9 protein-coding genes and 1 pseudogene are annotated in these 12,345 nt (G+C 78.8%); 5 read left to right on the top strand and 5 right to left on the bottom strand.

What is annotated here, in order from left to right:
- Positions 1-61: 61 nt before the first annotated feature.
- Positions 62-1,309: a globin domain-containing protein gene (locus LY71_RS07465; RefSeq protein ID WP_106276334.1), complete on the top strand. Its 1,248-nt coding sequence runs from the start codon at positions 62-64 to the stop codon at positions 1,307-1,309.
- Here the strand turns inward: LY71_RS07465 and LY71_RS07460 are convergent.
- Entirely contained in the window at positions 1,277-2,545 is a 1,269-nt protein-coding gene (locus LY71_RS07460; RefSeq protein WP_106276333.1) for an FAD-binding oxidoreductase, read from the bottom strand. The genes LY71_RS07465 and LY71_RS07460 overlap by 33 nt on opposite strands.
- 128 nt (positions 2,546-2,673) lie before the next feature.
- Here LY71_RS07460 and LY71_RS24785 point away from each other — a divergent pair.
- Positions 2,674-4,485 (top strand): annotated as a pseudogene (locus LY71_RS24785) (AfsR/SARP family transcriptional regulator); the annotation flags it as partial.
- A 944-nt stretch (positions 4,486-5,429) separates the two neighbouring features.
- Here LY71_RS24785 and mug read toward each other — a convergent pair.
- From mug to LY71_RS07440, 3 genes are all read right to left on the bottom strand, one after another.
- On the bottom strand, positions 5,430-6,089 hold the full coding sequence (gene mug / locus LY71_RS24005; protein WP_245887744.1) for a G/U mismatch-specific DNA glycosylase: 660 nt from the start codon (positions 6,087-6,089) through the stop codon (positions 5,430-5,432).
- 6 nt (positions 6,090-6,095) lie between these two features.
- A complete protein-coding gene (locus LY71_RS07445; protein ID WP_106276331.1) occupies positions 6,096-7,286 on the bottom strand; it encodes an FAD-dependent oxidoreductase in 1,191 nt (396 codons plus the stop codon).
- Positions 7,287-7,380: 94 nt separating this feature from the next.
- Positions 7,381-7,758, bottom strand: coding sequence for a hypothetical protein (locus tag LY71_RS07440; protein WP_146146074.1), 378 nt, complete (start codon positions 7,756-7,758; stop codon positions 7,381-7,383).
- Positions 7,759-7,910: 152 nt separating this feature from the next.
- Here LY71_RS07440 and LY71_RS07435 point away from each other — a divergent pair, with 152 nt between their 5' ends.
- Positions 7,911-8,666, top strand: coding sequence for an alpha/beta fold hydrolase (locus tag LY71_RS07435; RefSeq protein ID WP_106276329.1), 756 nt, complete (start codon positions 7,911-7,913; stop codon positions 8,664-8,666).
- Positions 8,667-8,678: 12 nt separating this feature from the next.
- On the opposite strand, the gene LY71_RS07430 is transcribed toward LY71_RS07435, so the two are convergent.
- Entirely contained in the window at positions 8,679-9,401 is a 723-nt protein-coding gene (locus LY71_RS07430) for an alpha/beta hydrolase (RefSeq protein WP_245887743.1), read from the bottom strand.
- Positions 9,402-9,587: 186 nt separating this feature from the next.
- Here LY71_RS07430 and LY71_RS07425 point away from each other — a divergent pair, with 186 nt between their 5' ends.
- Positions 9,588-11,117: an ATP-dependent DNA ligase gene (locus LY71_RS07425; RefSeq protein WP_106276501.1), complete on the top strand. Its 1,530-nt coding sequence runs from the start codon at positions 9,588-9,590 to the stop codon at positions 11,115-11,117.
- Between the two features lie 63 nt (positions 11,118-11,180).
- Positions 11,181-12,344 (top strand): MFS transporter, encoded by a 1,164-nt coding sequence (locus LY71_RS07420; protein WP_106276328.1) that lies wholly within the window; start codon positions 11,181-11,183, stop codon positions 12,342-12,344.
- The last annotated feature ends 1 nt before the right edge of the window (position 12,345 follow it).

The raw sequence follows: 12,345 nt of genomic DNA, 5'->3' as shown, positions 1-12,345 counted from the left end.
CACGGGGCGCTCCACCGCTGGACAGGGCCGTACCGCGTCCGTCGCACGTCCGAGGAGGACCATGCTCTCCGACCGCTCCCGACCCGTCATCGAGGCGACGCTGCCGGTGGTCGCCGACCACATCGGCGAGATCGCCGAGCGCTTCTACGCGCACCTGTTCGGCGCCCACCCCGAGCTGTTCGACGGGGTCTTCAACCGCGGCAACCAGGCGGAGGGCACCCAGCAGGTGGCGCTCGCCGGCTCGGTCGCCGTCTTCGCCGGCGCGCTGGTGCAGACCCCGGAGCAGGTCCCCGAGCGCCTGCTGTCGCGGATCGCGCACAAGCACGCCTCGCTGGGCATCACGCCGGCGCAGTACGACGTCGTCCACGAGCACCTGTTCTGGGCCATCGCCGACGTCCTGGGCGACGCGGTCACCCCGGAGGTCGCCGCCGCCTGGGACGAGGTGTACTGGCTGATGGCCTACGCGCTGATCAACCAGGAGCGCGGCCTCTACAGCGCCCGCGGGGTGCGGCCGGAGACCGTGTGGCGCGAGTGGGAGGTCGCCGAGAGGTTCGACGAGACCCCCGACGTCGTCACCTTCCGGGTCCGGCGGGTCGACGACCGGCTGGTCAAGACGTCCCTGCCCGGCCAGTACGTGACGGTGCAGGTCCTGATGCCCGACGGGGTGCACCAGCCGCGGCAGTACAGCCTCACCCGGGCCGACGACGGCGAGCACCGCCAGTTCTCGGTCAAGCGGGTCCGCGGTGGGGACAAGCCCGACGGCGAGGTCTCCAACCACCTGTGCGACCGGGTCGGGGTCGGTGACCGGCTGAGGATGTCGCTGCCCTTCGGCGACGTCGTCCTCGACGACTCCGGCCGGCCGGTGGTCTTCGCCAGCGCGGGCATCGGCATCACGCCGATGGCGGGGATGCTCTCGCACCTGGCGGCGGCCGGCTCGCACCTGCCCGTCACGCTGCTGCACGCCGACCTCGACGAGGAGTCCTTCGCCCTGCGCGAGCAGGTGCTGACGGACGTGCGCCGGCTGCCCGGCGGCACCGTGCACACCTGGTACGAGCGGGGGGCGCACAGCACCCTCCCGGTCGACTCCGTGCACGCCGGGGTCATGGACCTCGACGCCGTCGACCTGCCCGAGGGCGCCGTCTACGTCCTCTGCGGCCCGCTGCCGTTCATGCGGGCCGTGCGCAGCGCCCTGCTCGACCGGGGCGTGCCCGCCCGCGACGTCCAGTACGAGGTGTTCGGCCCGGACCTGTGGCAGGCCGACTCGCAGACCGAGCCCTCACCCCAGGCCGCGCACGCCGGGTCCGCCTGACCGGCCGGCGCCCTCGAGGACGCGGTGCGGGTCGGTGGCGGCGGCCAGCGCGGCCAGCCGCTCGCGGACGGCGGGCGTCGGCGTCCGCGCCAGCACGTCGGGGGACGGCCCGACGCCGTGCGCCGCCTCCCGCCCGCCGGTGTCGGGGCCGAGCCCGGCGGCCAGCTCCTCGACGCAGGCCCAGGTCGCGGCCCGCTGCTCGGCGCCGGCGCCGCCGACCACCCGTACCGCCAGCCGCGCCTCGCGGTGGCACAGCGCGCTGCCGCGCTCGGGCACCCAGCCGACCGCGCCGCCGAGCAGCCGCAGCTCCACCGTCCGCGGCGTGGTCCGCCGCGCCGCGGCGAGCAGGGCGTCGGCGCCGGCGGCCGGCAGCCGGTCGAGCAGCAGCGAGGACTCCACGCCGTCGGCGGGCACCGGCGCGGTGCCGAGGTCGCCGGGACGCCGGACGACGACGTCGTCGCGCCGGGGCGGCACCGCGCCGCGCAGCCCGTCGAGGACCTCGGCGCCGTCGGCGTGGTCACCGGTCCACGCGAACCGCACCGCGACGCCGTCCGGTCCGGTCGGGGGCCGCACGAGCAGCAGCGTCGTCCCGGCCTGCGGGGGCAGCGCCGCCGACCAGGTCCGCCAGCGGGCCAGGACCGCGGCGGCGTCGGCGGCGGCCCACTGCAGCCAGCCGGCGTGCACGGTGGGCGCGGCCAGCAGGTCCAGCTCGACGGCGGTCACCACGCCGAGGCCGTGCCCGCCGCCGCGGACCCCCCAGAACAGCTCCGGCGCGTCCTCCGCGGTCACCCGGCGCAGCACCCCGTCGCCGGTGACCAGCTCGACGGCCCGCACCCGGTCCGACACCGGCCCGTAGGTGCGCGCGAGCGGCCCGACTCCCCCGCCGGTCACCGCGTCGGCGACCCGCTCGTTCGGCGTCGGCCCGGTGACGGTGGCCAGCCCGCACCGCGCGGCGGCCTCCGCCAGCCGCCGCCACCGCACCCCGCCGCCGACCCGCGCCCACCCCGCCGGGGACACGGTCACCTCGTCGAGGGCGTCGACGTCGACCACCAGCCCCCGTCCCGCCGCGCGCCCCACGGGGACGCCGTACCGGCCGGCCAGCCGCAGCGCCGCGACGACGTCGCCCGGCCCGGCCGCCGAGACCACCCCGTCGGCCAGGTGCGCCCCCGGGGACAGCCGCCCGCGCAGCGCGGCGGCGAGGTCGGCGGGCAGCACGGGCGGGGGTGCGAGCGGCATGGCGGGTCTCCGGACGGGGTGGCGACGGTGACCCGAGCGTGCGCGCGCGTGCTTGCCGTGACCTTGTCACGGGCTTGGGGAACGGAGCCGGTGCCGAAACCGCAGGTGAGGCCCTAGTCTGCGGAACGATGTCCGCGACCACGTTCCGCGTGCTCGGGCCCGTCGAGGTCTGGCGCGACGGCACGCTGCTGCCCACCCGCTCACCCCGCCACCGCGCCGTCCTGGCGGCGCTGCTCGTCGACGCCGGGCGCACCGTGCCGGTCGACCTGCTCGTCGACCGGGTGTGGAGCGGGCAGCCCCCCACGGCCGTCTCGGCGACGCTGCAGTCGATCGTGTCGCGGCTGCGCCGCGAGCTCGAGCCCGACGTCCCGAACGGCCGGTGGACGCTGCTGGTCACCCGCGAGCCCGGGTACCGGCTGGACGTGGCGCCGGAGGACGTCGACGCCGTCCGCTTCGTCCAGCTGCTGCGCACCGCCCGCGACCTGGCCGCCCGGGACGACGCCGGGCGGGCGCGGGCGGCGGTCACCGAGGGGCTGGCGCTGTGGCGCGGCCCGGCCTACGCCGACGTGTCGGCGACGTTCGCCGGGGAGGAGTCCGAGCGGCTCGAGCAGCTGCGGCTGGCCGCCCGGGAGCTCGCCGCCGAGCTGGACCTGCGGCTGGGCCGGCACGCCGAGATCGTCGACGACGTCCGCGAGCTGCTGCGCGCCGAGCCGCTGCGCGAGGGGCTGCGCGCGTCGCTGGTGCTGGCGCTGTACCGGTGCGGCCGGCAGGCCGAGGCGCTGGAGGTCTACGAGGAGGGCCGCCGGCTGCTCGCCGACGGGCTCGGCGTCGACCCCGGCCGGCCGCTGCAGGAGCTCCACGAGCGGATCCTGCGGCAGGACCCGGCGCTCGCCGCGCCCGTCCCGGCCGTGCCGCGCCCCGCCGCCGCGCCCGCCCCGGCGCCGGCGCCGGCCGCCGAGCCGGCGGCGCCCCGCCCGCTGCGGCCGCTGCCCGTGCCGCTGACCGCCTTCGTCGGGCGCACCCGGGAGCTGGCCGCCGTCGCCGCGGCGCTCGACGGCCGGCGGCTGGTGACCCTGGTCGGCCCGGGCGGCAGCGGCAAGACCCGGCTGGCGCTGGAGGCCGCCCGCCGGCGTCCCGCGGGGTCGCCGCCGGCGGTCCTCGCCGAGCTGGCCGGCGTCGAGGACCCCGACCTGGTGGCCGCGCAGGTGGCCACCGTCCTGGGCGTGAGCCTGACCGCGGGCGACCCGGTCGGCGCCGTCGCCACCGCGCTGCAGGACCGCCCGCTGCTGCTCGTGCTGGACAACTGCGAGCACGTGGTCGTCGCCGCGGCCGCGCTGTGCGCCGAGCTGCTGCCCCGCTGCCCCGACCTGCAGGTGCTGGCCACCTCCCGGGAGCCGCTCGGGCTGCCCGGTGAGGCGGTGCTGCCGTGCGGGCCGATGCCGGCCGGCACCCCGGGCAGCGACGCCGAGCAGCTGTTCCTCGACCGCGCCCGGCTGGTCGCCCCGCACCTGGCCGACCCGTCGGAGGCCGACCTGGAGCGGGTGCGCGACCTGGTGGCCGCGCTCGACGGGCTGCCGCTGGCCGTCGAGCTGGCCGCCGCCTGCCTGACCACGCTGCCGCTGGCCGAGGTGGCCGGGCGGGTCGACGACCGCTTCGCGCTGCTGTCGGGGGGCTGGCGCACCGCCGTCCCCCACCAGCGGACGCTCGCCGCGACCGTGCAGTGGAGCGTCGACCTGCTCAGCCCGGCCGAGCTGGCCGTCTTCCGCGCGGTGTCGGTGCTGCCGGGCAGCTTCGGCCCCGACGCGGTGGAGGCGGTCGCCGGGCCCGAGGTCGGCGGCGCCGCGGTGGCGCTGCTGCGGGAGCTGGTGGCCAAGTCGCTGGTCGAGCTCGACCACGGCGCCGGGCGCTACCGGATGCTGGAGACCCTGAGGCAGTACGCCGAGCAGGGCCTGGACGACGCGCTCGCCCGGCGGCTGCGCGACCGGCTGGCCGCCCACGTCGTCGGCCTGGTCGAGCGCCTCGAGCCCACGCTGCGCCGCGCCGAGTGGACCGCCAGCGCCCGCCGGCTCGACGCCGCGCAGCCGGCGATCCGCGCCGCGCTGGCACACGCGCTGGCCACCGGGCAGGGCGAGCTGGCGCTGCGGATCGGCTCGGCGCTGTCGTGGTGGTGGTACCGCCGCGGGCACGTGCAGGAGGGCCGCCGCTGGCTGTTCACCGCGCTGGAGGCCACGCCCGACGCGGCGCCGCGGGTGCGCAACGGCGCGCTGCTCGGCGACGCGCTGCTGGCCTACCTCTCCGGCGACGTCCCCTCGATCTGGGCGCGGACCAACGAGATCGTGTCGGCCGGCGCCGACGACTCCGACGGCGTCCTGGCGCTGGCGCTGGTGCTGCGCGGGTTCGTGCGGGCGCTGCTCGGCCAGGCCGACCCCGACGGGGAGACCGCCCGCGACATCGCCCGCGGCCTGCAGCTCGCGCAGGCGTCGGGCATCGAGTGGGTGCAGGCCGAGATCGCCATGACCCTCGGCCAGTTCGCCCGCGTCGCCGGGGACGCCGAGGGCGCGCTGGAGCACCTCGGCCGCGCCGAGCGGCTCGCGCTGGGCCTGGGCCACTCGTGGGCGCACTCGTCGGTGCTGTGGATCCGCGCCAAGGTCCTCGTCGAGCTCGACCGGGCCCCCGAGGCGCTGGCCCACCTGTGGCGGATGGTCGACCTGACCCACCAGGAGGGCGACGCCACCGGCACGCTGGCCGGGCTGCTCACCGCCGTCGGGGCGGCCGTCGCCGCCGGGCGGGCCCACGACGGCGCCACCCTGCTCGGCGCGGTGCGGTCCAGCGCCCGGATGGTGGGCTACGACCCGCTGCGGATGGACCCGGTCGACGGCGGGCGCTACGTCGCCGCGCTCGAGGCCGCGCTCGACCCGCACGAGCTGGCCGCCGCGGTGGCCCGCGGGTCGGGGCTCGACCTCGGCGGGGCCGTCGCGCTGGTGGGCCGGCTGGCGGAGGAGGCGCCGGAGTCGCCCGGGGCGCTGGCCGGCTCGGCGCGCTGAGCCGCCGGCCGCAGCGCCGCGTAGTGCCGGGCGAGGTCGGGCAGCTGGTGGTGGGCGTTGAGCCCGCTCGGGTTGGGCAGCACCCAGGTCTCCGCCCCGCCCAGCCGGCGCTCCTGCCGCCCCCAGGGGGCGCCGCGCCGGTCGACGGCCAGCCGCCACGCGGTGCCGCCGAGCACCGCCACCACCCGGGGACGGAACGCGCCGACCAGCTCCTCGAGCGCCGCCACCCCCGCGCGCAGCTCGTCGGGCGTCAGCTCGGCGGCAGTGCGGGTCGGCCGGTCGACCAGGTTGGTGACGCCGAGGCCGTACCGCGGCAGCTCCCGGTCCTCCTCCGGGCGCAGCCGCCGGGGCGTGAGCCCGGCCAGGTGCAGCGCCGGCCAGAACCGGTTGCCCGGGCGGGCGAAGTGGTGGCCGCGGGCCGCCGACAGCAGCGAGGGGTTGATCCCGCAGAACAGCACGTCGAGGCCGGGCGCCACGACGTCGGGCAGCGGCTTGCCCACCCGGGGTCAGCCCGCCGGGAGGGGGACCGGCGTGCCCCAGTCGACGGAGTGGTCGCGCACCCAGGCCTGCGGGTCGCGGCGGCGCAGCACCAGCGGCATGACCAGGTCGCGCACCAGGCGGCCCACGGCCGGCGGCGACTTGGCGCTGCTGGTGCGGAAACCCTGGGCGACGACCCGCTCGGCGCGGGCCCGGCGCAGGTCCTCGAACGCGCGGAGGGCCTGCGCCGGCGGCAGGTCGCGCAGGCAGCGGGCGAGCACGACGGCGTCCTCGATCGCCAGCGACGAGCCCTGCCCGGCGGCCGGCGAGGTGGCGTGCGCGGCGTCGCCGATCAGCACCGTGCGCCCGCGGGACCAGCGGCGCACCGTGGGCACGTCGTGGGTGGTCCACCCGCGCAGCGGTCCGGGCGTGGCCTCGACCAGCGCCGCGACCGGCGAGCGGTCGGCCCCGTAGAGGTCGGCCAGCCGGGCCCGCCACTGCCCGTCCGAGGTGCCCGCGACCTCCTCGGCCGACGGCTCCCGCGCCAGCGGCGGGTTGGCGAACCACCACGTGCCGCCGGTCGGGACGGCCAGGTAGCCGGCGAAGGCGCGGCGGCCGAAGACCATGGTCAGCCGGCCCACCTCGGCGCCGGCCGGCGTGTGCTCGGAGTACCCGGCGGTGTTGAGCACGGGCACGAACCGCGGCGGCGGGCAGTCGGGGTCCACCAGGGCGCGCACCGTCGAGCGGACGCCGTCGGCGCCGACGAGGAGGTCCGCGGTCTCGGTGCGGCCGTCGGCGAACACCGCGGTGACGCCGTCGCCGGTGTCGGAGACGCCGGTCAGCCGCGAGCCGTGGCGCACCTCGATGCCGCGCCGGCGGGCCTCCCCGTGCAGGGCGCGGTAGAGGTCCGAGCGGCGCAGCGACAGGCCCGTCGTCCGCCCGGACGCGGGAGAGCCGGTGGACAGGGTGCCCAGGACCCGGCCGGTGTGGGTGCGGAACTCGATGACCGGCGTGGGGAAGCCGACGGCGCGGACGGCGTCCTCGGCGTCGACGGCCCGCAGCGCGTCGAGGCCGTTGACCTGCACGCCGAGCCAGGCGCCGACGTCCCCGTCCGGGGCGGCGCGGGCCTCGTGGACGGTCGCGGTGATCCCGGCCTTCTGCAGCGCCATGGCCGCCACCGGCCCGGCGACCCCGCCGCCGACCACGATCGCTCGCGTCATGCCGGGCACCTCCCCCCTGACCAGCCCTGCCCCGGCATTCCCTCACACCCGGCGGCCGCGCTCCAGTCCCCGCGGCGCGGCGGTCGGCCCGGGGTCAGTCCATCGCCCGCACCGCCAGCGCCGCCGCGCCGTAGACCGCAGAGCTGGCCACCGCCCGCACCGTGGTGGGCCGGCCGGAGCCACGGGCCGCGCCCAGCGCGGTGAGGACGTCGAGGAGGTTCATCGCGGCGACCAGGAGCAGGCCCCGGTCGACCTCCTCCGGGGTGCGCGCGGTCAGCCCTGCCACCGAGACCGCCAGCGCGCGGCTGCCGAACAGCCGCTGCAACTGCAGGCCCTGCGGTGTCGGGGGGACGCCGTACCCGGCGGCGATCACGCGAGGGGCCAGCACGCTCACCGCCCCGAACGCCGCGCCGACGGCGCCGAGCGCCCGCGCTGCTGTCTGCTTGTCCACACCGGCGATGGTCGTTGCCACGGTGGTCTCCCGCTCCGATCAGGGTGGCCGACTGCTGAGCCGCCCTTGGAGCCAATCAGTCGCGCGGCCGCCGCGCACGCGGGAGGGAGCGCGGCCAGACTGGCCTCGGCGCCGCGGAGCCCTCGCGCCCGCCGTCCGGCTGCCGGAGGTGTGTGCTGACGACCGACCTCGTCCGGACCGACCGGGAGACTCCGTTCGGCCGGATGCACAGCCGCTCGGTGGGCACGCCCCGCGACGGCGTCGCCGAGGTGGTGCTCGTCCAGGGCATCGGGGTGGCCGACTACCTGGTCCCCGGGTTGCGGGCGCTCGGGACGTGGACCCGCGCCCACCTGGTGGAACTGCCGGGGTTCTCGGGCAGCGGGGAGCCGCCGCACGATCTGGACGTCGTCGAGTTCGGGGACGCCCTGGTCGCCTGGCTGGCGGCGGCCGGGCTGGACCGGGTGGTGCTCGTGGGGCACTCCGGCGGCACCCAGGTGGCCGCGCGAGCGGCGGTGCGGCACCCGCCGGGCGTGCGGGGTCTGGTGCTGGCCAGCCCGACGGTCGACCCGGCGTTCCGGAGCCTCGGCGGCGTGCTCCGGGCTTGGTACCGCAACCACCGGCGGGAGCCGCCGGACCTCGACGAGGTGCACCGGCCCGAGCGGCAGCGGGCCGGCATGCGCCGGGTCCTGCACGCCGTCCGGGCCTCCCTGGCCGACCCGCTCGAGGACGTCGTCACCGACGTCCCGGTCCCGGTGCTGGTGCTGCACGGCGCGCAGGACCTGCTGTGCACCGAGGAGTGGGCCCGCTCGCTGTGCCGGCTGGCCCGGGACGGCCGGTTCGAGTCCCTGCCCGGCGCGCACAGCTTCCCCTGGACCCATCCCGCGGCGTGGTCCGCCCCGGTGCGCCGGTTCGCCGAGCGGGGCGGCTGACGGCCGGTCCGGTCAGTCCAGGGTCCCGGCGAGCCGGTCGGCGGCCTCCCGGGCCACCTCCGGCGGCACCCGGTGGCCGCCGGCGAACTCGCGGTAGGTCACGTCGTAGCCGTCGTCGCGCAGCGCCGGCACCACCTCCCGGCTGGTGCGCTCGACCGGCAGCACGTCGTCGTCGGTGCCGTGGGAGACGAACACCGTCGGCCGCCCGGCGCGCGGGCCCGGCGGCACGAAGCCGGGCGAGAAGGCCACCACCTGGCGGAACAGCCGGCCGTTGGCGAGGCCCAGACCGAGGGCGTAGGACGCGCCGTCGGAGAAGCCCGCGAGGGCGACCCGGCCGGCGTCGACCGGCACCGCGGCGAGGACCGCCGCCAGCGCCCGGTCGACGACCGCGACGTCCGGTCCGTAGCCGCGGGCGACGGCGTCCCAGGTCGGCCCCCGGGACGCCGGGGCGAGCAGGACGAGTCCGCGCTCGTCGGCCAGCGGCCGCAGCAGGCCGAGGCCGGACTCCGCGTCCCCGCCGGCGCCGTGCAGGACGACGACCAGCGGGGCCGGCCCGGGCACGCCCGCCGGCGGCAGGTGCAGCAGCGGGTCGCGTGTCTCCTCCAGGCCGAGCGGGGAGGTGCCCGCCGGCGGCAGCGGCGTGCCGGGGGACGGCGGCGCCGGCCGGGCGGCCAGCGTGGCCGCACCGTCCCCCTCCCCCGCGCCGGGCAGCCGCCCGCCACACCCGGCCAGCACGCCGGCGGCCAGCCCGGCGGCCCCGAGGAACCCGCGCCGGGTGAGTTCCTGGTCGGAGCTCAGCCCCTCGGCCCGTCCTCGACGTCCGGCCCGCCCATGACCGCCTCCTCGTCCCCGTCGACGGGGCAGGACTGCCCGCCGGCGACCGGCGCCACACCCGGACCGGACCGGTGCCAGGCTGGCCGCGTGCTGCTCGCCGACGTCGCCGCCGCCTCGGCCGCGGTGGCCGCCACCCGCTCGCGCACCGCCAAGGCAGCGGCCGTGGCCGACGTGCTGCGCCGCGCGGAGCCCGGCGAGGTCGGGCCGGTCACCGCCTGGCTGGCCGGCGACGTCCGGCAGGGCCGCCTCGGCGTCGGCTGGCGCACGCTGGCCCGGCTCGCGCACGACCCGGCGGCCGCACCGGCACTGACCGTCGCCGCCGTCGACGACGCGCTCACCGGGCTGGCCGCCACCTCCGGCGCCGGGTCGGCGGCCCGCCGCGAGGCGCTGCTCGGTGCGCTGTTCGGCGCGGCGACCGCCGACGAGCAGCGCTTCCTCGTCCGGCTGCTCACCGGCGAGCTGCGGCAGGGCGCGCTCGAGGGCGTGGTCCTCGACGCGGTGGCCGCGGCGGCCGGCGTCCCGGCCGAGGCGGTCCGGCGGGCCGCGATGCTGTCGGGCTCGCTGCCGGCCACCGCGGCCACCGCGCTGGGCGGCGGCACCGACGCGCTCGCCGCGGTGCGGCTGGAGGTGGGCCGCCCGGTGCGGCCGATGCTGGCCAGCCCCGGCGCCTCCCTGGACGACGCGCTGGCCGACCTCGGCGCCGAGGTCACCGTCGAGCACAAGCTCGACGGCGCGCGCATCCAGGTGCACCGCGACGGCGACGAGGTGCGGGTGTGGACCCGCACGCTGCGCGAGGTCACCGGCGCGGTGCCCGAGCTGGCCGACCGGGTGCGGGCGCTGCCGTGCACCACCGCCGTCCTCGACGGGGAGACCCTCGCCCTGGACGACGACGGCGCCCCGCGGGCCTTCCAGGACACGATGAGCCGCTTCGGCAGCGCCGGCCCCGACCCGGCGGTGCTGCTGAGCCCGTTCCTGTTCGACGTCCTGCACCTCGACGGCCGCGACCTGCTCGACGAGCCGCTGGCCGTCCGCCTCGACGCGCTGGAGCGGCTGCTCGCCGCCCCCGAGCACGCGCCGCTGCGGATGCCGGGCGTGCGCCGGCCGACGCCGGAGCAGGCCGCCGGGGTGCTGGCCGAGGCGCTCGCCGCCGGGCACGAGGGCGTCGTCGTCAAGGCGCTGCGCGCGCCCTACGCCGCGGGCCGGCGCGGCCGGGCCTGGCAGAAGGTCAAGCCGGTGCACACCCTCGACCTCGTGGTGCTGGCCGCCGAGTGGGGCTACGGACGGCGCACCGGGCGGCTGTCGAACATCTCGCTGGGCGCCCGCGACCCCGACGGCGGCGAGCCGGTGATGGTCGGCAAGACGTTCAAGGGCATGACCGACGAGCTGCTCGCCTGGCAGACGGCCACCTTCCCCGGGCTCGCGGTGGAGGCCCCCGCGTGGGGCGTGCGGCTGCGGCCCGAGCTGGTGGTCGAGGTGGCCCTCGACGGCGTGCAGCGCAGCCCGCGCTACCCGGGCGGGGTGGCGCTGCGCTTCGCCCGCGTCGTCCGCTACCGGCCGGACAAGACGCCGGCCGAGGCCGACACCATCGACGCCGTCCGCGCCCTGCTGGCCGGCTGACCCTCCGTCGGCGGCCCCTGCACCGGCTGCGAGCATCGCCCGGTGCGGGGACGGACGGCGGAGATGCCCCGCGAGGTCGGCGTGCTCGCCGTCGTCGCCTTCGTGGTGGCGCTGGGCTTCGGCATCGTGGCCCCGGCCATCCCGCTGTTCGCCTCCTCCTTCGGCGTCGGGACGACGGCGGTCGGCCTGGCCGTGAGCGCGTTCGCCCTGTTCCGGTTCGTGTCGGCGTTCGGCGGCGGCCGGCTGGTGGAGGTGCTCGGGGAGCGCACCGTCCTCGCCGCGGGGCTGGCGATGGTGGCGGTGACCACCGGGCTGGCCGGGCTGGCGACGTCCTTCCCGGTCTTCCTGTGGCTGCGGGCCGCCGGCGGCGTCGGCAGCGCGATGTTCACCGTCGCCGCGCTGGCGCTGCTGCTGCGGGTGGCGCCGCCGACGGCGCGCGGCCGGGCCGCGGCCACCTACCAGGGCGGGTTCATCCTGGGCGGCATCGCCGGGCCGGCCGCGGGCGGGCTGCTCACCACGCTGTCCCCGCGGCTGCCGTTCTTCCTCTACGCCGCCGCGCTGCTCGCCGCCGGCGCGGTGGCGCTGGTGCTGCTGCGGTCGCCGTCGCGGGCGGCCGCCGACAGCGCCGCGGCCGCGGCACCGGACCTCGCCGAGGGGCCGGTGCCGCTGCGGGCGGCGCTGCGGTCGCGGGCCTACGTCGCGGCGCTGGTGACCAACCTGGGCATCGGCTGGGTGCTGTTCGGCGTCCGCAACTCGCTGGTCCCGCTCTACGTCACCGAGGAGCTCGGCCGGACCGCGGCCTGGGCGGGGGCCGGGCTGCTGGCCGGCTCGGCGGCGCAGGCGCTGGGCCTGCTCCGCTCGGGCCGGCTGGCCGACACGTGGGGACGGCGGCCGAGCCTGGTGCTGGGGGCCTCGGTGGGCACCGTGGCCCTGTCGGTGCTGGTGCTGCCGCCCTCGACGGGGGCGTTCCTGCTGTCGATGGCCGGCTACGGCCTGGCCGCCTCGCTGCTGGCGAGCGTGCCCGCGGCGCTGGTCGGCGACGTCAGCCCCGCCCGGGGCGGCCGGGTGGTGGCCGTGTTCCAGATGGCCGCCGACCTCGGCGCCGTCGTCGGCCCGCTGGTGGCCGGCTGGCTCACCGACGTCGCCTCCTACCAGGTGGCGTTCGCGGTGAGCACGGCCGTGGTCGGGGCGGGGCTGGTCGCCGCGCTGGCGCTGCCGCGCCGCTGAG

The organism is Geodermatophilus tzadiensis (genome assembly GCF_003002915.1).
In the GTDB taxonomy this organism is placed as follows: Bacteria; Actinomycetota; Actinomycetes; order Mycobacteriales; family Geodermatophilaceae; genus Geodermatophilus; species Geodermatophilus tzadiensis.
This window is presented reverse-complemented; position numbering and strand designations above follow the sequence as displayed.